The organism is Moorena sp. SIO4G3 (genome assembly GCF_010692305.1).
Classification (GTDB): Bacteria; Cyanobacteriota; Cyanobacteriia; order Cyanobacteriales; family Coleofasciculaceae; genus Moorena; species Moorena producens_A.
Genome location: NZ_JAAHIG010000065.1, coordinates 1 through 21,536 on the forward strand (window position 1 = coordinate 1; position 21,536 = coordinate 21,536).

A 21,536-nucleotide genomic window follows, 5' to 3' on the forward strand; every position below is an offset into this window, starting at 1 on the left:
TGTTTGTCGAAAGGGTAACTTGCGCGATCGCATTACTAGTAGCCCGTTAGCCAAGGACTTAATGCTAAGCAATAGTAACACCACTTTCAGAGAATTTAGTGCTCCCTACATCAATTGCGATAATTTTTGTTCCCGACTCCCGACTCCCGACTCCCGACTCCCGACTCCCGACTCCCGACTCCCATTAACCCAGCACGAAAACCCTCACCTCATTAAGAACTGCTATACCTTATTATATGTAGGCTAGAATTCCCTTCTTCAGAGGCATTTGGCGATGCTCTGTAGGAGCCGCTGGGTGAACGCAAAAGCGAATCTAAATGAACAACCAATCAGTCAACGTAACAGCTAAAAAGACTAACAACAAAATTACTATCCTATTTGATGGGGGGTCTCGTGGGAATCCTGGAATAGCCGGTGCTGCTGCTATTATTAAACAACCGGGAGCTCAAACCATTAGGGTTAGTCAATTTTTCCCTCATGCTACCAACAATCAGGCCGAATATACTGGAGCCATTCTTGGCTTGGAGAAAGCCTTGGAAATCGGTGCTGGCCAGGTAGTCCTAAAAGGAGATTCTCAACTAGTTATCAATCAGCTTAAAGGTACCTGGAGAGTTAAAACACCCCACTTACGACCGTTATGGACAAAGGCTAAGTCACTGCTGAATCAGTTTGACTCTGTTAAATTGGAGTGGATTCCCCGAGCACAGAATTCAGAAGCCGATGCCGCTGCGAATCAGGCTATGGATCAACGCCAAGGGGTTAACGCTGTCAGAAAGAACCCAACTGGGTTGCCCAAGGCTAAACCTGCTGTACCAAAACTGGCTAACCAGTCCTCTGAGTTGCCCAAGGCTAAACCTTCTATAGCAAAACTTGCTGAGCAGTTCTCTGAGTTGCCCAAGGTTCAACCTCTACCAAAACTTGCTAACCAGATCTATGAGCTGATTGCGATGGGAACAAAGGCTGGATTTAAAGATTTCTTAAACTTGAAAAGTGGTCGGGATGAGTTGACTAGCAAGCGATTGCCCACCCTCAAGGAAATGGTACCTAGTGCTGTTCAAAATGCGATCGCATCCGCTATGGCTGAAGCCGATGACTCTACCTTAGCCAAGGTATACCGCTGGTATCTCAGAGGATTACCCGCAGACTTAGCAATTAGAAAAGTCCAGGTCGATTTAGAAGTATCTGAAAAGATTATCCAGCGTCGTCAAAACAAATAACCAAACCCTTTAATTATAACACATAATTATCGCTCTAGCAATTCTAGGTAATTTGTAATAAGTAAAAACTCTGATCAAGACCTGAGTACTTAGTAATTAGTACTAGATTTATACAAAATGCGACTGGTTCACCATTGGGATTGCGATCGCAACCATGGCTTTTGCCTGTGATATATATCATAGGCGGAAAGAAAAAGATGAGTTATTATTGTGAGTACCAGATTCCCCTGGCCAGGTGTGGGGTTAAGCTCAAATCTAAAAAAATACTAAAGAGCTATTGTTTAGAGTTCCTGAGAGGATACATAACAGCTATCTAAAAGAGCTTCACTACAGTAGTAGAAGCTCAAAGCTAATCCAACAGGAGTTCAAAAAATGGGTTACTAAGAAACGGTAACCCCAACTAGGGCATTTGACGAGCTGCTTCTTGCGTAGGCAAAACAAAATGTCTTTCACCTTGCCATCATTTGATCTTGCCACTCGTCAACGACTTTTTATTTATTGCAATATCTAATTGGTTAAGTCATGGAAGCACATCAATCACATCAAGCGATAACCTATCAAAATGTAATGGAAATCTTAGTGGCTCAGGAAGTAGAGCGTCAAAAGTCTCGACTTTCCCCGAAGCTAGCTAAGTATATCAACCAGGTAGAAGTGGCTACCTACGCCCTCAATCGTTTACCACCTCTGTATGCTTCCTGTGAAGAAGGGAGGCGTCAGCAGCAGTTAAAGGGTCACAAAAAACTAAGGCAGGAGATTACCACTACTGTGCGTCAAGCCTTTGCTGCGGTACAACGAGACCCGATCAGGCTTTGTACACCAATCAGACCAGAAGAAGACACCGAATCTCTAGCCGCTAAACTGGCTCTGCAAGGACTCCGGGAATTACTCAAAAATCAGAACATAACATGGTATAACCTGGTCAGTATTGTCAAGCAAACCCTGATTAGAGCAACTCAGCTCAGAAAAAATCGCCAAAAAGAGCAGCCAAGAGACCCAATTTATGGTTGGAATGACTCTCGTTACCAGCTCTAACCTTTTGATTGCTTTCACAGGTTGACAAGTTGTTCCCCCTTGGCGTTCCCGTAGGGTAGGTTGATCAGTTGTTCGCCCTTGGCGTTCCCGTAGGGTAGGTTAACAGGTTAACAAGTTGATCAGTTGAAGGTTGACAGGTTGACAGGTTGTTCGCCCTTGGCGTTCCCGTAGGGTAGGTTGACAGGGTATGGTCTCTAAACCAGCGTTTTAGATTTATTTATAAATTGGTGATTTACACCGTTTTTCATAGATATAAGGTACACAGGATTTTTTCCCTCTTACCTCTTAACTGCTCCGAAGTCCCTGCTCCCTGCTCCCTAAAACCCGCTGGCGTAAGTACCTAACCCAATTCAAAACTGCTGTAATGCTGCACTTCAACTATTCTACTATAATCAATGCACCAGTTGAGATAGTTTGGAACTTTCATGAGCGAGATGATATTCTCGATCTCCTAACTCCACCCTGGCAACCAATCCAGGTGATCCGTCGTGAAGGAGGTTTAGGGATTGGAGCTGTTTCGGAATTTCGGATTTTTCTTGGTCTAATTCCCTTACAATGGATTGCTGTTCATACCGAGTATGAGCAATACCGAATCTTCAGTGATCAACAAAAAGAAGGACCCTTTGACTATTGGCTTCATCGCCATCAATTTATTCCAGAAGACCAGAAAACTAGGCTAACTGATTCCATTGAATTTGCCTTACCAGGAGGATCCTTAGTCGAAGACATGTTTGGTTGGTTAGTAACCCTGCAACTAGAGCAAATGTTTCGCTATCGCCATGAGGTAACCCAACGGGAATGTTCTAAATTGGTGAATTGAAAGGTAAACATTTTCTAAAAGTAGGGAACAGGGAACAGGGAACAGGGAACAGTAAATGTTGCGTAGGGTGCGTAGGAAACGGGCAAGATGCCCATTCCACCCACCGGATCAAACAGCTTTTAGGAGATGCACCAGGCAAGAGGCAAGAGGCAATAGGCAAGAAAGTATATAGGGATTTTACCACTACCATTAATACAAATCTCCCCATCTCCCCATCTCCCCATCTCCCCATCTCCCCACACTACTGTTCTGTTTCATCTAACAATTTTTCCATAATTTCCTCTAACTCGTCCTTTGAATCCTTGGCGAATTGGACACTAGTAATAGTCCCCAAAACTCCACCCGATGCTGTCAAGCTTGCTTCCGAAACTTTGTTACTATAAAACAATCCGACACCAAATAAAGTCATCAACGCTGATGCAGCAGTTACACCAAGAGCAAGGTTGTAACTATGTCTTGCTTGTCGTAATAATTCCAGGATGATTTCTTCTTTGATATCACGGTAGTCATCGTTATTTTGTGGCTTCTTATAAAAATTAAAGGGCATTGTTAGTCTCCTCAATCTTCTATCGTTGGCTGCTGATATTCGTATCTTATTCAGAGGAAACTATACACGCCAAGGGCAAATAGGTTTAGTTTATGTTAGCCTTTGCCCTATTGGGTTTTAGGGAGCAGGGACTTCGGAGCAGGGAGCAGAGAAGAAAGAAAAGGGAAGAGGGAAAAATCCTGTATACCTCATAGCTATGAAAAACGCTATAAAATAGATTAGGGCAAATAGGTCAATCAAGAAAACCTATCTGCCCTAGTTGGTTAAACTTATGATTGGTTCCTATAAGTGCGTTTATATCTGGGTTGTAAACACAATTTTTGCCTTTTCCGGCAAAAGGCAAGAGCTAAAAAGCAAGAGGGGAAAGAGATCCGGAGTTTTATTGGATAAGAAAAAAAGACCATACAGGTTTACATATCATTTAGAAACGCGATCGCGTTTCCTAAGAGGTTGTCTCAGAAGTCCCATTTGCTACATCCAAGCCCCCTAAATCCCCCAATTTTGCGGTGCGACCCAAGGGCGATTTACTCGCCCATTGGAAAGCGCACCGGAAGGGACTTTTAGAAGCAAATGGACTCTTGTTCCCCCCAAAGTTGGGGGGCTAGGGGGGCAAAATTCAGTATCAAAAAACTTTTCAGATATCCTCTAATAACCATGAGGTACATCGCTCCCTACTCCCTACTCCCTACTCCCTACTCCCTACTCCCTACTCCCTGCTCCCTGCTCCCTACTCCCTACTCCCTACTCCCTACTCCCTACTCCCTAAAATCAAAATGCTCGAATCTGACAAAATGCGATCGAGTCAGCAAGGTAAAGCTAGACTCAAACAAGCTTACAAAGACGCTAGACTAACTCAAGAGAAACTAGCACAGCAAGCCCGTGTCTCTGTCGATACCGTTAAGCGGTTGCTTGGTACTAAAGATTGTCCCCATGGAGTAGAACGATGGGCAGTTAGAAATATTTGTAACGTTCTAAAGATTAAACCAACTGATATCGTTGACAAAAAAGACTGGGAGCCTCAACAGCAGTTACCACCAGAGTTTGAACAACTTATTCAAGACAAAACTGACTTATTTTGCGGACGTCAGTTTGTCTTTAACGCTATTGAAGACTTCTTCAGGAACACTACTCATGGCTACTTTACTGTTATTGGTGATGCCGGGATGGGTAAAAGCGCCATTGCTGCTAAGTATGTATTAGACAACCCAGAAGCAATTTGCTTTTTTAATAGTCGTGCTGAGGGCATGAATCGTCCAGAATTATTCCTAAGGAAAATCCGTCAACAATTGACCACTCGTTACCAGTTGTCAGATGCTCAAGATGCTGATTTATCAGCCTTGTTGGCTAAGGTTAGGGAAAAATTATCTGCCGGTGAACGGTTGGTGATTGTTGTGGATGCTTTGGATGAAGTTGACCAAGAGGGAGCTGGTAATCTTTTATACTTACCGACTATTTTACCAGACCGTGTTTATTTTATCCTGACCAGAAGACCCTATAATCAGAATGAGAAAAGGCTGCGGTTATCCCCCAGTACACCAATCGAAGAATTGGATTTAAGGGAAAAGTCTCAACAAAGCAATCGAGATGTAAAGGAATATATTAGGCAATTGCTGAATCATCCAGACTATAAACCGGGATTGAGTCAGTGGATTAAAAACCAACGTTCCCTATCTAATCAAGAGTTTGTAGAACAAATTGCTCTAAAAAGCGAAAATAACTTTATGTATTTGCGCTGTGTGTTGCCAGCCATAGCCGATGGCTTTTATAATGATAAACCCTTGGATGAATTACCCGTAGGGTTACAAGGCTATTACGAAAACCATTGGCAGTTGATGGGGATGACAACCAAGCCTTTACCCAGGGATAAAATTAAAATTGTTTATGCCATGTGTGCCTTACGTAGTCCGGCTTCTCGTCAAATAATTGCCAACTATTCTAAGCAGGATGAATTCACGGTGCAGGAAGTGCTTGATGGATGGCAGCAATTTTTACAGAAGCAAGAAAGCTATCGACCACCACGTTATCGATTTTATCACGAAAGTTTCCGAGATTTTTTGCATCGTCAGGATATTGTGCAAGCAGCAGGCGTGATGTTACCTAATATTAGTGGTGAAGTTGCGGATAATATGACAGAAGGGCTGGAGTTATGAGTTCTGTAGGGTGCGTTAGGGGCGGTCGCTCTAATTTTCCGCCTCTTCGTGCTTGGTTTTGACAGCCAGCCCCGTAACGCACCACCGAGTCAAACAGCATGCATTGAGATATACCCCTTAAATTATGAGTAATCTTCGCAGTTGGTTAGCGCAAAAATCACCAGAAGAAATAGAGCATTTTTTGGGTGAAATTCCCCGTTTGTGGTTAGAAGGTGGAAACCTTAACAAATTATCTCGTTTGTTGAGTAATTATGAGTTTATCGAAGCCAAACTTAATCATCCTGAATTTGGCATCAAGGCACTGATTGAAGATTATGAGTTGATTGATGATATTGACTTATCCCATCCAGACTACAGCGAGCAAACGATAACATCCCTGAAGTTAATTCAGGGAGCCTTGCGACTATCAACACATATCTTAAGTCAAGATCCAAATCAATTAGCAGGGCAACTCTCAGGGCGTTTACTAGATTCTGATACCCCAGACATTCAACGATTATTACAACAGATACCGCAAACCGAAACGACTTATTTGCGTACCTTGACAGCTACCTTAAATCCTCCTACTGGACCCTTACTCTCTACCCTTAGTGGTCATGGTGACTCAGTAAATGCAGTTGCTGTTACACCAGATGGCACCAGGATAATTTCTGGTTCATCTGACAACACAGTTAAAGTGTGGGATTTGAATACAGGTGCAGAAGTCTTAACATTAACAGGTCATAGTGCCCCAGTCAATGCTGTAGCGGTTACTCCCGATGGCACCAGGGTAATTTCTGGTGCCTCTGATAATACAGTTAGAGTTTGGAATTTAGCAACAGGGAAAGAAATACTGAGATTTAATGGTCATAGTCTGCCTGTAAATGCTGTAGTTGTTACTCCCGATGGCACCAGGGTAATTTCTGGTGCCTCTGATAACACTGTTAAAGTCTGGAATTCAGCAACAGGTACAGAAATATTGACATTTAATGGTCATAGTGCCCCTCTAGTTGCTTTGGCGACTACTCCCGATGGGAAGAAAGCGGTTTCAGCATCAATTGTGGGGGTTTATCACCATATCATAGTCTGGAACCTAGAAACAGGAAAAGAAGAATTAACTCGAGAATATAATGGAAACTTACTGAAAACTGTTGCTATCACCTCTGATAATGACTTAATTTATGGATCAGATAATGGAGCTATTACGTTTTGGAATTTAGAAAGCCCTGAAGAGTTTGCCCTGCTGGCTCCATCTGACAATCCTGATACAAGCAAAAAATTATACCCCATAAGCCGTGTGCTTTCCGAGCTCGATCCATTCGATCCATCTAACAATCCTGATACAAAGGAGGAATTATATGCCATTGCGTTTACTCCTGATGGCAAGTCGCTGATTGCTGTTTACAGTGATAATTTATTAATGGTTTTGAATCTAGAAAAAAATCAAAAATCCCACCAAGTTACGTTTTATTTTAAACTCGAAGGTCATACTGATCCGATAGTTGATATTGCGTTTACACCTGATGGTGAACGATTTATTTCTGCTTCCAAGGACAAAACCCTTAAAGTGTGGAATTTCGGATTATTATTTTCTAATAATAAAGTTATCAACGATAACAAATCCGTAAATGATGTAACCATTACTCCCGATGGTAAACAAGCAATTTTTGCTTTACCATATAACATAGTTAGAGTTTATAATTTAGAAAAAATCACGCATAATTTTAAATTTTATACTGATAAATATCAATATAGGTTTTCCAGAATACAAAATAGATTTGTAGAAATTATAGATAAATTTTTTGACTGGTGGGTCAAAGCACTAACTATTAATTTATGTTATAGCTTAGTGAGCTTAGGTATAACTTTGTTGTTAATTGTTAAAGGCAATTTCTATCCTCGGATCAGATTGAATGATGATTTTCACTTATTATTTTTTGTATCACCTGTTATTATTGGATTTTTAACTAATATTTTCTTTTTTGTTAAATTAATTTTGAGCTTGATTATTGGTAATGAAAATAACAAAAATCAATTTAAACAAGATCCTAAGATGTACTCAAATTTTAAAGTAGATGAATCAAGCCAATCTTTCGGAAAACAAGAAATTATTACCCTAGGTATAATACCATATAAAAATGAATTAATTTGTGTTGATAAACATCTAAATTTGTGGAATTCGTGTTATTTTTTAACTTTCTGGGACTTAAACAAAAAAAATCATAATTATGATTTACGAACTACCTCGCAGTTGATCTTTATTGCTTTAGGCTTATTAATACCTATTACTAGTATATCGTTGTCAGTATTTTATTGGGAAACAATTGTTGAATATTTATTACCATTACGACCGTGGTTATCTACAATATTAATTTGGTGTGGATTATCTGTAATTCCACTAGTAGTCTCAGGATTAGCATTAGTATTTTATGAATCTCTAACAACTCTATCAATCACGCCAGATGGAAACTATGTAATTGCTGGTTCAATTAACAGCACCATTAAAGTTTGGAATCTCCAAACCAAAAAGTTATGTTTTGTCCTCAAAGGTCATCAGGAGGAGATAACTAGTTTAGCTATCACCCCAGATGGTAAATATTTGCTTTCTGGCTCCAAGGATAAAACTATCAAACTTTGGAATCTAGAAACTAGAAAGGAATGTTTCACCCTTACAGGTCATCGTGATTCAGTCAATACTCTCTCCGTAACCCCAGATGGTAACTACGTAGTTTCTGGAGCAAAGGATAATACTATCAAAATTTGGGATTTGCAAAAGCGAGAGGAAATGTTTACCTTTACAGGTCATACCGACTCCATCAATCGGATCAAAATAACATCCAACGGTAAGCTAGTGATTTCTGCATCTTCCGATAAAACACTCCAAGTGTGGGATTTCGAGACTCGGGAAGTTATTGCTACGTTTACTGGAGAAAGTGCTATCAACTGTTGTGCCGTTGCACCGGATGATGTCACCATTGTCGCAGGGGATGAAGGGGGAAATATGCATTTTCTGCGGTTGGAGGGAGTGGGGAGTAGGGAGTAGGGAACAGGGAACAGGGAACAGGGAACAGAAAAGAGGCAAAAGGCAAAAGGCAAAAGGCAAAAGGCAAGTAGGGAGTAGGGAATAAATTAATCATAAATTCATCCTAGGGTGGGCAGTGCCTAAGACAGATAATATTAGGGTTTAATAGATTTTATCAGCACTGCCCACCAACCTAAAATTAACTAGAAACTAGTAATACTATTAATCCTAGGTGGGAATTTTAATAATGATAGGGTTTAATAGATTTTATCAGCACTGCCCACGGACAATAAAGAGTTTAGCTTTTTCATAAAATTAATCATCAGTCAGGTGGGCAGTGCATCAGAGCAATTTCAAAGCTGACCATTGGTTTGATAAGCACTACCCACCCTACATCTACTCCGCCTTAAGCCACCTCAATATACTCACAGAATGACACTGATTCAGGAGCAGTTAATCCATCGTCTTTCAATCCTTCCAAATGAAACATCACTGCCTCAGTAATTAATTGTTTAACGTCTTCTAATGTTTCTGCCACCGCAACACATCCAGGAAGATCTCGAACATAAGCACCGTAGCTATTTTTTCCTTGTCTTGATGCAGTCGCTCATGGGGGGAACCCCCAAGACCGCGCTGCATCGCTTTTCAATAACAACTGCATAGCGCATTAAATTTTGTCCTCCTCTATTTGAGCTTGTCGCCATATATTTTTAAGAGTCCCAATCGGAACCTCAAGACTTGATTTACCCGATACTGTTACTGTGCCAGACTTTGAAGGAGTAGGGAGTCGGGAGTCGGGAGTCGGGAGTCGAGAATAAATTAATCATAAATTCATCGTAGGGTGGGCAGTGCCTAAGACGGATAATATTAGGGTTTAATAGATTTTATCAGCACTGCCCACCAACCTCAAATTAACTAGAAACTAGTAATACTATTAATCGTAGGGTGGGCAGTGGATAAAACGGATAATATCAATTTGTAATAGGTTGGATCGGCACTGCACACCGACAATAAAGAGTTTACCTTTTTAATCAAATTAATTCTCAGGTGGGCAGTGCATCAGACCAATTTCAAAGCTGACCATTGGTTTGATAAGCACTGCCCACCCTACATCTACTCAACCGAACATGATATTATCCCGACTCCCGACTCCCTAAAACAAAAAAAATCGGTCAAGTTTGGTTAAGCCCAATTCTTGACCGCATTCAATTTTTCGATATGTCACAAGAACAGCTCAGCTGTACTTATATGATAACAACTCCAAATCGACTATTACATTGTTGTTGAATTACTCAGCAACTGCTGGAAACCAACAACATCCCAACTCATACTGCTTCATCCTGCTTCACAAAATAACCGTCACGATTCCTTTTGGCCAGGGATGAACATCCCTGGCAAATTTCTATCCTAGTCTACGTAAAAGTGTCGAATGAAAAAGGTCATCACCTGACCAGGCTTTCCGGTAGGCTCCGGAGTGCTCCATTCGTCCGGGTGTGCATACTTAAGGGCATACACGGCATTAATGGTATTGCGAACCTGTTCAGGAGTACCGACCAAGACGTGCTTGGCTTTTTTGCACTTACGGCATTGGTCACCAGAGTTTTCTGGGCAATTAGGATTGTTGAGATTGTGATCTGAGTTGGGGTTAATGTTGTTAGTCATTTGGAGTTCCGTGTTTGAACTGTGTATATTATTAATATATTAATTTATTTACTATGTGTCAAGGGGTTTGGGAATTTTTTTTTATTAAGAAATGGGGAATCGGGAATCGGGAATCGGGAATCGGGAATCGGGAATCGGGAATCGGGAATCGGGAATCGGGAATCGGGAATCGGGAATCGGGAATCGGGAATCGGGAATCGGGAATAAATTAATCATAAATTTATCGTAGGGTGGGCAGTGGATAAGACTGATAACTATCAACTTGAAATAGATTTAATCCACTGCCCACCGACAAGGACATGGAATCGGGAATAAATTAATTGTAGGGTGGGCAGTGGATAAGACTGATAACTATCAACTTGAAATAGATTTAATCCACTGCCCACCGACAAGGACATGGAATCGGGAATAAATTAATTGTAGGGTGGGCAGGGTTGCAGACGGATACTATCAACTTATAATCGGTTTTATCGGCACTGCCCACCAATAATATTAATCGTAGGGTGGGCATTGTTTCAGAGGGATACTATCAGGTTATAAGAGATTTTTTCGGCACTGCCCACTAACAATATTAATCGTAGGGTGGGCAGGGTCGCAGACGGATACTATCAGGTTGTAAGAGGTTTTATCGGCACTGCCCACCAACAAGTAAATAAGAGTTATAGCAATTCTCTATGCCATGAGTTACAAAGGGATCCCCCGTTGGTCCCCCTTATCAAGGGGGACTTTGAGATTTATAACTGTACCTCATAAATCCTATAAAGGCTATAGTTGTTTAGCTAAAAAAAACAATTAGTATTGGGATTTACTAGCTCTGTGGTTAACCAATATGAATTGCGTAATACTACTAATGTTTTGTAAATAAATTTAAAAAATCGTCTGATTAATTCGTTAATTATACCGAGGTTTTGTAAAGAAAGTCTGTCAATAATGGGATTAACGTTTGATTTATAGTTTTTTTATTTACAGGGTTAAATCAAATTTAAAACTGACTTCTGAGGAAATACCATGACATTCAAAATTCTTAGCTTAGATGGAGGGGGAATGCGTGGAGTTATATCTGCAAGAATCCTCCAAGATATAGAAAAAACAATAAGAAAGCAACATGGTCAGGAATTACATGAATATTTCGATTTGATTGCGGGAACATCAACTGGATCAATTTTGGCAGCGGGAATTGCCTGTAAGATGACTGCGGGGGAACTAATTAAGCTCTATGAGCAAGAGGGTGAAAATATATTTCTCAAGAGTGTACGTCATATGCGAAAATTCCGGTTTTTACGTAGAATTTTTAGATATTCAGGTGTATTATATCCCCACGATTCCGGAAAGCAAGGATTGGCTAACGTTTTGTAAAAAAAATTGAAAATAAATAGTGATTAAAATTCCAATAAATGTACATTTTTGTCCGACATCAAGGACATACAACTATTAATACTAAGTTATGACGTTCAATACCGAAACACAACGTGGTTTGCGAATGACGACCCAAATGGCATAAGTGACATGTTCCCGGAGGGGCTGCATCAATATATGGTTCTTCAGTACCTACTATGCGCTCATTTTAAGTTAAGAAACTCAGAAAGCTTACTCTACAAGCCTTCTGAGGCTATTTAATTAACAAAAATTCCTAAATACTCCCTTTTTCCACTGCTCCGTTCGCGTAGCGTGGCCAACGGCCTCAGTCCCTGCTCCCTGCTCCCTTCACCAAGCGATGCAGCGCGGTCTTGGGGAGGCAGCGCGGTCTTGGGGAGGCAGCGCGGTCTTGGGGAGGCAGCGCGGTCTTGGGGGTTCCCCCCGGAGACGAAACCTTAGACAGTTGAGCCTTTATGGTTGGTCGGCTATGCAGAAAAGGGGTAAAACTTATTGATTAAGGCTCAACTGTCTTACGGTAACTTCTAACCATGAGCGACTGCCGTGGTTTCCCCCATGAGCGACTGCCGTGGTCTCCCCCATGAGCGACTGCCGTGGTTTCCCCCATGAGCGACTGCATCAAGAAAGTGTTAATTTAGCATAACAAGTACGGAAGAGCCCAATATATTGACTTTACCTCATAGATATGAGGTACAAAATTTTGGGATTTTAGGGAACAGCGGATCACCGGAACAGAGAATAGAGAATAGGGCATAGGGCATAGGAATGCACTGCATCAATACAGGGAATCAGAGCTGATTTGTAAACTCGCACTAAACCTTGTAGGATAAGGCTTGGGCTAAACTAGAACAATTGAACTATTTAATACCCAAAATAAAATCATAGCAAGGTTTTCAGTCTTCTTAATATTTACTTTACAAATTAGCTCTCAAAGTTCAACAAGACTTTAACTAATACATGGAAGCAATGCTATACAGTTTACGATGGAGGATGTAAAATTCGCAGAACAAATGTACTCAAATGACTGATAACTGCTACTGAAGCGTAGTTCAAGTGTTCTTACAAAATTGACCGGCTCCCAGTATCAAAAAACTTTTCAGATATCCTCTAAATAAATTTCACAACTTACTTCTGAGTAAAAACCATGGTCAACTCCAAAGAAGAAAAACCAAAATTCAAAATTCTTAGCTTAGATGGAGGGGGAATGCGTGGAGTTATATCCGCAAGAATCCTCCAAGAGATAGAGGACAAAATAGATAAAAAATATGGTCAGAAGTTACATGAATATTTCGATTTGGTTGCCGGAACATCCACTGGATCAATTTTGGCGGCGGGAATTGCCTGTAAGATGGATGCGGGTAAACTGATTGAGGTCTATGAGAAACAGGGTGAAAATATCTTTCTCAAGAGTATACGTGATATGCGAAAATGGCGGAAGTTAAGTCAAATTTTTGGGGGTGGTGTATTATATCCCCACGAGTTTCCCGACAAGTCGGGAGAGCAAGGATTGGCTAATGTTTTGAAAGGAAAATTGAAAATAAATAGTGATAAAAAGTCCAATAAATGTCCCTTGTTGTCTGAGATAAAGGACTTACAACTGTTAATCCCCAGTTATGACATTTTATCCCGAAACACAACGTGGTTTGCGAATGACGACCCAAAGGAATGGTTCTATAATCTTCCACTCTGGCAAATTTGTACCGCTTCAGCTTCAGCACCAACGTTTTTCCCACCTTACCAACTCCAATACTCTGATCAGAAATCTCTCCCCCATATCGATGGTGGAGTATCAGCTAATAACCCAGTGTTAGCTGCAATCGCCTATGCTTTATCGATGACAAGTGACAAAAAACCAAGTAACATAGGCAAAATTGCTGTTCTCTCCATTGGCACTGGTAAAACAACTTATCCTTATACATATGCTGAGGTAAAGAAATGGGGGGAAGCGCAGTGGGCAAGGCATATACCGCATATGTTTTTAGACCCTGATGCGGAAAATTCAGAGCAGATTGCGTTACGCATGTTTAGAGGAATAGGTAGGCAAAATTATTTGCGTTTGAATTTCGACGTCAACAAGCATAGCAACAAAAAAGAAATTTATAATGAATATATTCGTAAATCTAATACTCTTAAGGATAAAAATGATAAAAGAAAGGAACACGTTTGCGAGGATATTGACAATCCCGACGCTTTTGAAGAACTAAAATTTGCGGCTGAGTGCTATTTAAAATACGGAAAAGTTGATTATAAGAAGGACAATGATAGTCCCGATATTCCCGTTGAGGATGCAATTGACAACTTTATTTACAATCATCCTCCTGATCACAAACATTAAAAAGTAGCTCTACAAGACTCTAACGAAATTACAACTCCGTCAAGACAGCCGGTTACAAATTAGAAGAGTCTAAAAGAAATATTTAACCTTTAAACCCTCTAGTTTTGGTAAGGAATCAGGGATCAGCTGATCCCTGATTCCTTACGTTTTCCGATTCGGGCAAAGCCCGACGCTGGGGGAAGGGAACATGGCATTTTAGATGAAACTTTGGGAAGTAATAATAGTAATCCTAGGGTGGGCAGTGCATCATACCTATTTAAACGCTGACAATGCTTTTGGTAAGCACTGCTGACCCTACATCTATTGCTAGCATGCCTTTTGCCTTTTGCCTTTTGCCTTTTGCCTTTTGCCTTTTGCCTTTTGCCTTTTGCCTTTTGCCTTAATAAGCACTGCCCACCCTACATCTGTTCCCTGCTCCCTGCTCCCTGCTCCCTATCCAAAACCCAATCCTAATGTCCCGATAGACTAATCAGTACAACTCCCAATACCATAATTGCTGCTCCAGTTGCTCTTTCCTGAATTCCGGGTTCTTTAAAAATTAGACATCCTAAGATTACACTAATTAAAACACTCATGCGTTTAACGGCGATAACGTGACTAACAAAAGTCATTTCGAGAGCTGTCATTTGGCACAAAATTACTCCCGCCTGAAAAAAACCAAGAGGAACTATAGATACTAAGTATTTTGGAATTTGGTTTAATTTACCTCTTGATTTATACAGCATAATAAATCCCATCCCTGTGGCAATAAAGGTATGCAGTGCAATTGCCCAAAATATTGGTGAAGAATTTTCTACCCCCACCTTATCAAAGTTGGCTGTAATACTAAAAATTACAGCTGCGGTTAACATTAACTTAGGACCTCGTTGCTTCAGTAGTCCTTTAAAAGGGGCGAGGTAACCATTTCTTTTTTCTTTCAAATTTAAGCTATACGATCCAACCACAATCATGAGAATTCCTACCATATCTAAGGGGGTGGGATATTCTCCAACAATGATTGGAGATGTCACTAATAAAAATAACGGGGTGAAGGTCATAAATGGAACGGTAATGGATAAGTCAGACCGACTCAGGGCTTGGATATACAAGCTCATCGCCACCACATTCAGAGACCCTCCGACCATTAAGGCTAAGCCAAAATTTCGGCCTAGTTCGGGAATTTCAATCACAAAAAGGAGGGGCAGTAAAACAGGCAAGGAAAAAAAGAATACTGCCCAAGAGACAATGTAAGCATCAACATTTTTTAGACCGCGCTTACTCGTCAAATCCTTGCTAGAAGCAAAAAGAGCTGTTAGACTAGCGAATATCAACCAAAGCATAGTAGTGCTAACCTGTAGTTTAGTCAGAATAGAGATAATGAGTGAATGACAGACTTAACTAGCCTAACTTAAGACATAAGTTAAGGCATAGTTAAATTTAGAGTTTATGGTTAACTGTTGACTGTTGACTGTTGACTGTTACCCGTCACTAAGCAACCCGATAAAAGTATAAGATAAGTTAACTATTCTAGTTAACTGTGTATCAGCAGAAGCAGTTAGCGATCGCACTGACGAAGTTAGCTTTTGAATCATCCTCTGTTAACCCCAACTCCCCATCAGTGCTAACAGAATGTAAGCTAAGGCACATTTAGCAATCCTTAAGTAATGCTTAACTAATGGTTGAGAGTTGGGGGAGGTAATAAGTGTCGCGGCATCATAGGCAAATTTGGTGTCGGGATACCTGGGCATCCTCCAAGGAATTTTTATCGGGTCAATACCGGTAAAAATTCCAAATTGATTAACAAAATGATAAAAAATTTACTAAAAACATGATCTACAAACATGATACTGTTGACAGTAAATTAGATTGACACTAACCAAGTCAAAAAAAACCTGTTGATATATCCCGCTTTGAGCGAATCGAAATGCTAATCGAAATGCTATCGGTCTGACGGGGGTGGGATTGTTGCAACAGGTCTCGGATGTAAAACCTAAGCTTAGTCGCAAAACTCAACTTAGGCAATCTCCGGTCAAGTGACAAGCCAGCGCCATAGCCTTAGCGTGGGGTCTGGTAAATCAGTTGACGATGTCCGGGCCTTGGGTAAAAACCATCAAAGGTCAGGGATCTAGATGGGTGCAAGGAATAGGGTCAAAGCGATGCAGTCGGCCAAAGGGGTAAACCCCCACTCGCCCTTTGCATCAAGACAATGAACAATTTTGTTTTCTAGTGACCTCCGGAGAACTCAACTGGTATATTATGGGCGGGTGTGTTCACCGAAAAGGGACACATCTGTAAATTCCCTACTTCGACACACAGGTATTAAGTTATGCAAGCAAAATTCTTGATATCAAATCAGAGTATGAACAAATATATGAGGTTAACTACCAAATTATTAGTGCTGGTTGCTCTGCTAGGAGCAGTTAGTGCTTGTAAGTCTAAGCAAATCGAGGAGCCTTCCCCGAGTGCAAATCAAGTAGAACCACTTCCTGAAGTTGAGGAAGAAAAGGCTTCTCGCTTTAATATTCCCTTCTTTAATCTGGGTAAGAACCAGGAGGAGGCAGAACCAACTGATACAGCACTGTTAGAAGACCCATCAATTACAGAAGCTGAAACACCGAGTATTCAACCAGAGCAACCGATCGCACAAGCACAGCCGACTACAACTGATCCCTTTTCACAGCCAGAGGACGATACTGTTGCTCAAGGAAATCCTGTGATCAGTGAGTCTAGTGCTTCAGGGGCTACAGCAAGCTCAGCAACTACAGGAAGTTCTGGTACAGTAGTATACGAAGATAATGACCCCATACCAGCGCTATGGTAGAGTGCAGCACCTGTAGTTGTTTACAAGGTTGGGGACAAGATTAGAGATTGGGGATTAGGGGATGGGTCAACAGGAGAAAGTATGAAAAATAAAGGTTGAAGAATAAAGGTTGAAGTAAAAAGGATGAAAAATAAAGGTTGAAGGAGGAAATGGGTTTATCGGTGGCTGACTTAAGGTTGACTAAAACCGTTATCTACAACCTACGAGTTACACTTACCACTTCCCACGTCATACTTAATAATTCATCCTTGATACTTCATACTTAATAGTTCATCCTTGATACTTCATCCTTGATACTTTCCCCAATCCCTAGTCTCCACTCTCCTTAACCTATGAAAGCAGCAAGTGACATTCTGATTATTGGCGGTGGCATTATTGGTTTAGCGATCGCTGTAGAACTGAAGCAGCGTGGGGCAACAGTAACTGTTGTCACCCGCAATTTCCAAGAAGGTGCCACCCTAGCTGCAGCGGGAATGTTGGCACCGTTTTCAGAAGCGCTGCCCATCGGACCCATGCTAGATTTAGGCCTGTGGTCCCATTCACTGTATCCTCAATGGTGTACCAAACTGGAACAGATGACTGGTGTGGCAACGGGCTATTGGCCCTGTGGCTTTTTAGCACCGGTCTATGAAGGGGCAGCAGGAAATCACCAACAGCAGCTCAGCAACCAAACCGGAGTTGCTGACTGGTTAGACAAAGATAGGATTCATTGCTATCAATCAGGTTTAAGCTCGGAAGTGGTTGGTGGTTGGTGGTACCCAGAAGATGCTCAGGTGGTTCCCCAAACACTAAGTAAAGCCCTGCGACTGGCTGCCCAAGAATGGGGAGTAGAGCTCCGTGAAGGGATAACTGTCGAGGCAATTCAGCAACACAATCGCTTAGTCTCTGGGATTAGAACCTCCGCAGGGGAATTCCATGCAGACCATTATGTCCTAGCAACTGGAGCCTGGTCTAATCAACTGTTGCCCTTGCCAGTGGCTCCAAAAAAAGGTCAGATGCTGTCAGTAAAAGCCACTAAAAATTCTCAACAACCCTTGCCACTACAGCGAGTGTTACATGGCTCTGAGGTGTATCTAGTCCCCCGTCGAGATGGGCGAATTCTGATTGGTGCAACAGTAGAGGATGTGGGTTGGCAGCCTGACAACACTACTGCTGGAATTCACCGTTTGTTAGGATCAGCTATCCGGCTATATCCAGAAATCCAAGACTGGTCGATTCATGAGTGTTGGTGGGGATTTAGACCAACCACACCTGACCAATTCCCAATTCTTGGCACTGGTCCGTGCCAAAACCTGAGCCTGGCTACTGGTCACTACCGCAACGGTATTTTGCTCGCTCCGGTAACCGCTTTGTTGCTGGCTGACCTGATTGAGAAGCAAAAGTCTGACCCATTGTTAGATAAATTTCGATACGACCGAGTTTACCATCAACCAGCCTCAAATCAAAGCAGTGCTAATCTCAGTCTTAATCTCAGTCCTAATCTCAGTGTATCTAGTAACTCCTCCTCAACACCAGTGCTGCACTATAATTCTGCTACGCTCCGGAACTCTCACTCTGACAATGGGACGGAACCATCCCCAGCTGATTTACTGACCATTGCGGGAAAAACCTTTCGGTCTCGTCTGATGACTGGCACAGGGAAGTATGACTCTCAAGAGGTAATGGCTGAAAGTATTGCAGCTAGTGGCAGTGAAATTGTGACGGTGGCCGTGCGTCGGGTACAAACCTTAGCACCAGGACACGAAGGGCTAGCGGAATCCCTGGATTGGAGGAAACTGTGGATGTTACCCAACACCGCAGGCTGTAAAACGGCGGAAGAAGCGGTGCGAGTGGCACGGCTTGGTCGGGAAATGGCGAAGCTATTGGGCCAAGAAGACAATAATTTTGTGAAACTGGAAGTGATTCCTGATCCTAAGTATTTACTCCCTGACCCCATTGGTACTCTAGAGGCAGCAGAGCAACTGGTAAAAGAAGGGTTTGCAGTTTTGCCCTATATTAATGCGGATCCCTTATTAGCCAAACGCCTAGAAGAGGTAGGATGTGCTACGGTGATGCCTTTGGGTTCACCCATTGGTTCGGGACAGGGCATCAAGAATGCTGCCAATATTGAAATCATCATTGAGGAAGCTGGAGTGCCGGTGGTGGTAGATGCTGGCATAGGTAGCCCCAGTGAAGCCACCTATGGGATGGAGTTAGGGGCAGATGCTTTATTGGTTAATAGTGCGATCGCATTAGCAGGTAATCCTATCATGATGGCAAAAGCGATGGGAATGGCCACCGAAGCTGGTCGTCTGGCTTACCTAGCTGGTCGTATTCCAATTAAAAACTATGCTAGCGCTAGCTCACCCTTGACTGGTACCATTAGCTAGCTTAGCAATGCATAGATTAAAGAACTTGTCAAGGTCTAGGACTGGATTAATACTTTAACGTAACAAATCAAGCTAATCAGGAAAACTGAAGAGTAGTTATGCCAATTTTTGTTACATTCTTTGTTACATTTATATAAATAAAGTAAAAAAAGGTTGTAATCCATGCCATATACAGTAGAAGACGGCGGACGTTTAAACAATTTTGCTAAAGAGCCAAAAATGTACCAGGCAGAGCCACCCACTGCAGCGGAAAAGCGCAACTACCTGATCTTGGGTGTAACAGCCCTGATTTTAGTAAGTGGCTTGATCTTTGTGGCTTTCTCAGCCTCTGGTGTGAGCTAGGTACTGCACAGAAGAAAGCTGTTGAAAAGCCACTTCAGTTCAAGGGTCTGGTTGCCATTAAAGCTTTTTGATGGCTTCCATCGCTTCTTGATAATTTTCAGTTCTGCCTTGTTCTTGGAATAAATCAGCCGCTTTTTTAAAATCCTTAATCGCTTCCTCAACCTTATTGAGGTCAAGGCTGGCTAGACCCCGTTTATAAAACGCATCGGCAAAAGTGGGTTCAATTTTTAGAGTTTCTGTGTAATCAGCTACAGCAGCTTGATACTGTTTGAGCTTACTGCGAGTTAAACCACGCTGGTAGTAAGCCATGGCATTTTTAGGGTTAATCGAGAGAGCTCGATCGTAATCCGCAATTGCTTGGAAATAGTTCTCTACTTCAGAGTAAGCATTACCTCGACTGAGATAGACCGTATCATTATTGGGTGTCAGAGCAATAGCTTTGGAAAAATCAGCGATCGCTTCGATGAACTTCTTTTGCACAAAATAGGCATAACCACGGTTGCTATAGGCTTCACCATAGTCGGTTTTAATCTTGATAGCAGCAGTGTAGTTATCAATCGCTTCTTGATAATTCCCCTGAATGTGGTGGACGTAGCCCAGATTGTAGTTGATATCAGGGTCATAGGGTTCCAGCTGCAAAGCCTGTTTGAAATTTGCCATCGCCTCTGGATAATTACCATTATCTAATTGATCCACGCCCCGGTTGTAGAATTCCACAGCACTCATCCGGGGTATAGTCCTCACTGGCAATTCCCTATTAAAAGGGTCTTTCTCAACAGTGGGTTTTTCAGTAGTAGGTGGTTTCTCCTCAACAGATTGGGCTGGAGTAGTAGCTGGTTTCTCCTCAACAGGTTGGGCTGGAGTAATAGCTGGTTTATCATCGCCAGGTTGGGCTGGAGTATTAGTTGGCTCTTCGGCGGACGTCGGCTCTTCATTATCTGGCTGAGATCGGATAATGACGGGAACTGGAAGTGGCTCCTGCTGAGCATAGACAGTTGCGGTAAATCCAGTCAGTATTGTGGCAAGTCCTAGGCTAGAGATAGTTAGATAAGTTGGTTTCATGGTTTTCCTTACAAAGCCTGATGATTTCCAGAATTGTTACCCTGTGCAGTTGTCTAAAATCACTCTATTAACTTGACTTCACTATCTATCACACATCTGGTGAGTGTCCAACCGGTAACAGAAAATACATAGGGGCAAGTACGATTAGTTAAAGATGAGACAATTAAGCAGCTGAGTTGACGTTTAATAGAGATGCTCAAAGAGATGCTCAAGAAAATTGCACCACTACTGCTGCTAGTGTTGAGTCTGGCTATACATGGCTGCACAACTGGTGCCAGTGGTCTACAAAGCTATGTAGACAGCCTTAACGGTTATCAGTTTTTGTATCCCAACGGTTGGGTCCCTATCAAGGTGACTGATGGACCCGATGTCGTGTTCCACGATATTATAGAAAGCACCGAAAATGTTAGTGTGGTGATTAGCCCAGTGCCGGAAGGCAAGACCCTTGCTGATTTAGGTACACCCTCAGAAGTGGGGTATAAGCTGCAAAAAAATGCCATTGCTCCTCCCGATTCTGGTCGCACAGCCGAATTGGTTAATGCTGAAGCTCGTGAGGTAGCAGACAAGACTTATTACCTTTTAGAATACAACGTCCAACTTCCCAGCCAAGAACGGCACAACCTCGCCAGTGTGGTGGTCAACCGTGGCAAGCTCTACACCTTCAATGCTTCCACCACTGAACGACGCTGGGGTAAGACCAAAAATGTGTTCGACGCAGTGGTTAAGTCTTTTTCAGTGAACTAGGAAACAGTTGAACGCGAACCCGTGGCCAATAGGCCAAGGTTGAAGGGTTGAACGCGCACGCGTGGCCAATAGGCCAAGGTT

Annotated in this window: 24 protein-coding genes and 1 pseudogene; 17 read left to right on the forward strand and 8 right to left on the reverse strand. The window is 42.1% G+C overall.

Translation table 11 applies throughout. From position 1 onward, the window contains the following. The 4 genes from F6J99_RS14315 to F6J99_RS14330 form a co-directional block, all read left to right on the forward strand. The coding region (locus tag F6J99_RS14315; protein ID WP_293113498.1) for a hypothetical protein at nucleotides 1-247 on the forward strand (247 nt) is incomplete at its 5' end. A gap of 70 nt (nucleotides 248-317) precedes the next feature. Then, on the forward strand, nucleotides 318-1,217 hold the full coding sequence (locus F6J99_RS14320) for a ribonuclease HI family protein (RefSeq protein WP_293113499.1): 900 nt from the start codon (nucleotides 318-320) through the stop codon (nucleotides 1,215-1,217). A gap of 522 nt (nucleotides 1,218-1,739) precedes the next feature. Beyond that, on the forward strand, nucleotides 1,740-2,249 hold the full coding sequence (locus F6J99_RS14325; RefSeq protein WP_293113500.1) for a late competence development ComFB family protein: 510 nt from the start codon (nucleotides 1,740-1,742) through the stop codon (nucleotides 2,247-2,249). Nucleotides 2,250-2,613: 364 nt separating this feature from the next. Further along, nucleotides 2,614-3,069, forward strand: coding sequence for an SRPBCC family protein (locus F6J99_RS14330; RefSeq protein WP_293113501.1), 456 nt, complete (start codon nucleotides 2,614-2,616; stop codon nucleotides 3,067-3,069). On the opposite strand, the gene F6J99_RS14335 is transcribed toward F6J99_RS14330, so the two are convergent. After that, nucleotides 3,053-3,301, reverse strand: coding sequence for a hypothetical protein (locus F6J99_RS14335; RefSeq protein ID WP_293113502.1), 249 nt, complete (start codon nucleotides 3,299-3,301; stop codon nucleotides 3,053-3,055). The two genes, F6J99_RS14330 and F6J99_RS14335, sit on opposite strands and share 17 nt — an antisense overlap. Before the next feature lie 9 nt (nucleotides 3,302-3,310). Then, complete coding sequence (locus F6J99_RS14340; protein WP_293113503.1) at nucleotides 3,311-3,616, reverse strand: hypothetical protein; 306 nt, start codon at nucleotides 3,614-3,616, stop codon at nucleotides 3,311-3,313. Nucleotides 3,617-4,270: 654 nt separating this feature from the next. Here F6J99_RS14340 and F6J99_RS14345 point away from each other — a divergent pair. From F6J99_RS14345 to F6J99_RS14355, 3 genes are all read left to right on the forward strand, one after another. Next, on the forward strand, nucleotides 4,271-4,468 hold the full coding sequence (locus F6J99_RS14345) for a hypothetical protein (RefSeq protein WP_293113504.1): 198 nt from the start codon (nucleotides 4,271-4,273) through the stop codon (nucleotides 4,466-4,468). Continuing rightward, nucleotides 4,390-5,766, forward strand: a complete 1,377-nt coding sequence (locus F6J99_RS14350) for an AAA family ATPase (RefSeq protein ID WP_293113505.1) — start codon at nucleotides 4,390-4,392, stop codon at nucleotides 5,764-5,766. Before F6J99_RS14345 ends, F6J99_RS14350 begins: the two co-directional genes overlap by 79 nt. 319 nt (nucleotides 5,767-6,085) lie before the next feature. Continuing rightward, complete coding sequence (locus tag F6J99_RS14355) at nucleotides 6,086-8,788, forward strand: hypothetical protein (RefSeq protein ID WP_293113506.1); 2,703 nt, start codon at nucleotides 6,086-6,088, stop codon at nucleotides 8,786-8,788. On the opposite strand, the gene F6J99_RS14360 is transcribed toward F6J99_RS14355, so the two are convergent. Both F6J99_RS14360 and F6J99_RS14365 read right to left on the reverse strand, forming a co-directional pair. Beyond that, nucleotides 8,715-8,882, reverse strand: a complete 168-nt coding sequence (locus F6J99_RS14360) for a hypothetical protein (protein WP_293113507.1) — start codon at nucleotides 8,880-8,882, stop codon at nucleotides 8,715-8,717. The genes F6J99_RS14355 and F6J99_RS14360 overlap by 74 nt on opposite strands. Before the next feature lie 291 nt (nucleotides 8,883-9,173). Continuing rightward, nucleotides 9,174-9,305 (reverse strand): hypothetical protein, encoded by a 132-nt coding sequence (locus F6J99_RS14365; protein WP_365973324.1) that lies wholly within the window; start codon nucleotides 9,303-9,305, stop codon nucleotides 9,174-9,176. A gap of 516 nt (nucleotides 9,306-9,821) precedes the next feature. Between F6J99_RS14365 and F6J99_RS14370 the strand changes: the two genes are divergently transcribed. Beyond that, nucleotides 9,822-9,953 (forward strand): hypothetical protein, encoded by a 132-nt coding sequence (locus F6J99_RS14370; RefSeq protein ID WP_293113508.1) that lies wholly within the window; start codon nucleotides 9,822-9,824, stop codon nucleotides 9,951-9,953. A 221-nt stretch (nucleotides 9,954-10,174) separates the two neighbouring features. On the opposite strand, the gene F6J99_RS14375 is transcribed toward F6J99_RS14370, so the two are convergent. Together F6J99_RS14375 and F6J99_RS14380 are read right to left on the reverse strand one after the other, a co-directional pair. Further along, a complete protein-coding gene (locus F6J99_RS14375; protein WP_293113509.1) occupies nucleotides 10,175-10,429 on the reverse strand; it encodes a hypothetical protein in 255 nt (84 codons plus the stop codon). 84 nt (nucleotides 10,430-10,513) lie between these two features. Next, a complete protein-coding gene (locus F6J99_RS14380; RefSeq protein WP_293113510.1) occupies nucleotides 10,514-10,645 on the reverse strand; it encodes a hypothetical protein in 132 nt (43 codons plus the stop codon). 792 nt (nucleotides 10,646-11,437) lie between these two features. Between F6J99_RS14380 and F6J99_RS14385 the strand changes: the two genes are divergently transcribed. From F6J99_RS14385 to F6J99_RS14400, 4 genes are all read left to right on the forward strand, one after another. After that, entirely contained in the window at nucleotides 11,438-11,785 is a 348-nt protein-coding gene (locus F6J99_RS14385; protein WP_293113511.1) for a patatin-like phospholipase family protein, read from the forward strand. Between the two features lie 312 nt (nucleotides 11,786-12,097). After that, the gene (locus tag F6J99_RS14390; RefSeq protein ID WP_293113512.1) at nucleotides 12,098-12,244 is read left to right on the forward strand and encodes a hypothetical protein; all 147 of its coding nucleotides are present in this window, start codon (nucleotides 12,098-12,100) and stop codon (nucleotides 12,242-12,244) included. Between the two features lie 703 nt (nucleotides 12,245-12,947). Next, a complete protein-coding gene (locus F6J99_RS14395; protein WP_293113513.1) occupies nucleotides 12,948-14,138 on the forward strand; it encodes a patatin-like phospholipase family protein in 1,191 nt (396 codons plus the stop codon). Nucleotides 14,139-14,463: 325 nt separating this feature from the next. Next, nucleotides 14,464-14,607, forward strand: a complete 144-nt coding sequence (locus F6J99_RS14400; protein ID WP_293113514.1) for a hypothetical protein — start codon at nucleotides 14,464-14,466, stop codon at nucleotides 14,605-14,607. On the opposite strand, the gene F6J99_RS14405 is transcribed toward F6J99_RS14400, so the two are convergent. Continuing rightward, a complete protein-coding gene (locus F6J99_RS14405; RefSeq protein ID WP_293113515.1) occupies nucleotides 14,588-15,457 on the reverse strand; it encodes an EamA family transporter in 870 nt (289 codons plus the stop codon). The two genes, F6J99_RS14400 and F6J99_RS14405, sit on opposite strands and share 20 nt — an antisense overlap. A gap of 1,031 nt (nucleotides 15,458-16,488) precedes the next feature. On the opposite strand from F6J99_RS14405, the gene F6J99_RS14410 reads away from it, so the two are divergent. The 4 genes and pseudogenes from F6J99_RS14410 to F6J99_RS14420 all read left to right on the forward strand — a co-directional run bounded on the left by F6J99_RS14410 (nucleotide 16,489) and on the right by F6J99_RS14420 (nucleotide 19,649). Further along, a complete protein-coding gene (locus F6J99_RS14410) occupies nucleotides 16,489-16,938 on the forward strand; it encodes a hypothetical protein (RefSeq protein ID WP_293113516.1) in 450 nt (149 codons plus the stop codon). A gap of 332 nt (nucleotides 16,939-17,270) precedes the next feature. Next, a pseudogene (gene thiO, locus F6J99_RS45580) lies at nucleotides 17,271-18,308 on the forward strand (glycine oxidase ThiO); the annotation flags it as partial. A 219-nt stretch (nucleotides 18,309-18,527) separates the two neighbouring features. Further along, complete coding sequence (locus F6J99_RS45585; RefSeq protein WP_365973333.1) at nucleotides 18,528-19,307, forward strand: thiazole synthase; 780 nt, start codon at nucleotides 18,528-18,530, stop codon at nucleotides 19,305-19,307. Nucleotides 19,308-19,469: 162 nt separating this feature from the next. Continuing rightward, a complete protein-coding gene (locus F6J99_RS14420) occupies nucleotides 19,470-19,649 on the forward strand; it encodes a ssl1498 family light-harvesting-like protein (RefSeq protein WP_293113518.1) in 180 nt (59 codons plus the stop codon). A 57-nt stretch (nucleotides 19,650-19,706) separates the two neighbouring features. On the opposite strand, the gene F6J99_RS14425 is transcribed toward F6J99_RS14420, so the two are convergent. Continuing rightward, a complete protein-coding gene (locus tag F6J99_RS14425) occupies nucleotides 19,707-20,711 on the reverse strand; it encodes a tetratricopeptide repeat protein (RefSeq protein ID WP_293113519.1) in 1,005 nt (334 codons plus the stop codon). A 204-nt stretch (nucleotides 20,712-20,915) separates the two neighbouring features. Between F6J99_RS14425 and psbP the strand changes: the two genes are divergently transcribed. Further along, nucleotides 20,916-21,455: a photosystem II reaction center PsbP gene (gene psbP, locus F6J99_RS14430; RefSeq protein WP_070396555.1), complete on the forward strand. Its 540-nt coding sequence runs from the start codon at nucleotides 20,916-20,918 to the stop codon at nucleotides 21,453-21,455. Nucleotides 21,456-21,536 lie beyond the last annotated feature (81 nt).

Bases quoted from the DNA above. Each gene is read 5' to 3' on its own strand.
- F6J99_RS14320 (WP_293113499.1), top strand. From the start codon at position 318: ATGAACAACCAATCAGTCAACGTAACAGCTAAAAAGACTAACAACAAA.
- F6J99_RS14325 (WP_293113500.1), top strand. From the start codon at position 1,740: ATGGAAGCACATCAATCACATCAAGCGATAACCTATCAAAATGTAATG.
- F6J99_RS14330 (WP_293113501.1), top strand. From the start codon at position 2,614: ATGCTGCACTTCAACTATTCTACTATAATCAATGCACCAGTTGAGATA.
- F6J99_RS14335 (WP_293113502.1), bottom strand. From the start codon at position 3,301: ATGGGGAGATGGGGAGATGGGGAGATGGGGAGATTTGTATTAATGGTA.
- F6J99_RS14340 (WP_293113503.1), bottom strand. From the start codon at position 3,616: ATGCCCTTTAATTTTTATAAGAAGCCACAAAATAACGATGACTACCGT.
- F6J99_RS14345 (WP_293113504.1), top strand. From the start codon at position 4,271: ATGAGGTACATCGCTCCCTACTCCCTACTCCCTACTCCCTACTCCCTA.
- F6J99_RS14350 (WP_293113505.1), top strand. From the start codon at position 4,390: ATGCTCGAATCTGACAAAATGCGATCGAGTCAGCAAGGTAAAGCTAGA.
- F6J99_RS14360 (WP_293113507.1), bottom strand. From the start codon at position 8,882: ATGATTAATTTATTCCCTACTCCCTACTTGCCTTTTGCCTTTTGCCTT.
- F6J99_RS14375 (WP_293113509.1), bottom strand. From the start codon at position 10,429: ATGACTAACAACATTAACCCCAACTCAGATCACAATCTCAACAATCCT.
- F6J99_RS14380 (WP_293113510.1), bottom strand. From the start codon at position 10,645: ATGATTAATTTATTCCCGATTCCCGATTCCCGATTCCCGATTCCCGAT.
- F6J99_RS14385 (WP_293113511.1), top strand. From the start codon at position 11,438: ATGACATTCAAAATTCTTAGCTTAGATGGAGGGGGAATGCGTGGAGTT.
- F6J99_RS14395 (WP_293113513.1), top strand. From the start codon at position 12,948: ATGGTCAACTCCAAAGAAGAAAAACCAAAATTCAAAATTCTTAGCTTA.
- F6J99_RS14405 (WP_293113515.1), bottom strand. From the start codon at position 15,457: ATGCTTTGGTTGATATTCGCTAGTCTAACAGCTCTTTTTGCTTCTAGC.
- F6J99_RS14410 (WP_293113516.1), top strand. From the start codon at position 16,489: ATGAGGTTAACTACCAAATTATTAGTGCTGGTTGCTCTGCTAGGAGCA.
- F6J99_RS14420 (WP_293113518.1), top strand. From the start codon at position 19,470: ATGCCATATACAGTAGAAGACGGCGGACGTTTAAACAATTTTGCTAAA.
- F6J99_RS14425 (WP_293113519.1), bottom strand. From the start codon at position 20,711: ATGAAACCAACTTATCTAACTATCTCTAGCCTAGGACTTGCCACAATA.
- psbP (WP_070396555.1), top strand. From the start codon at position 20,916: ATGCTCAAGAAAATTGCACCACTACTGCTGCTAGTGTTGAGTCTGGCT.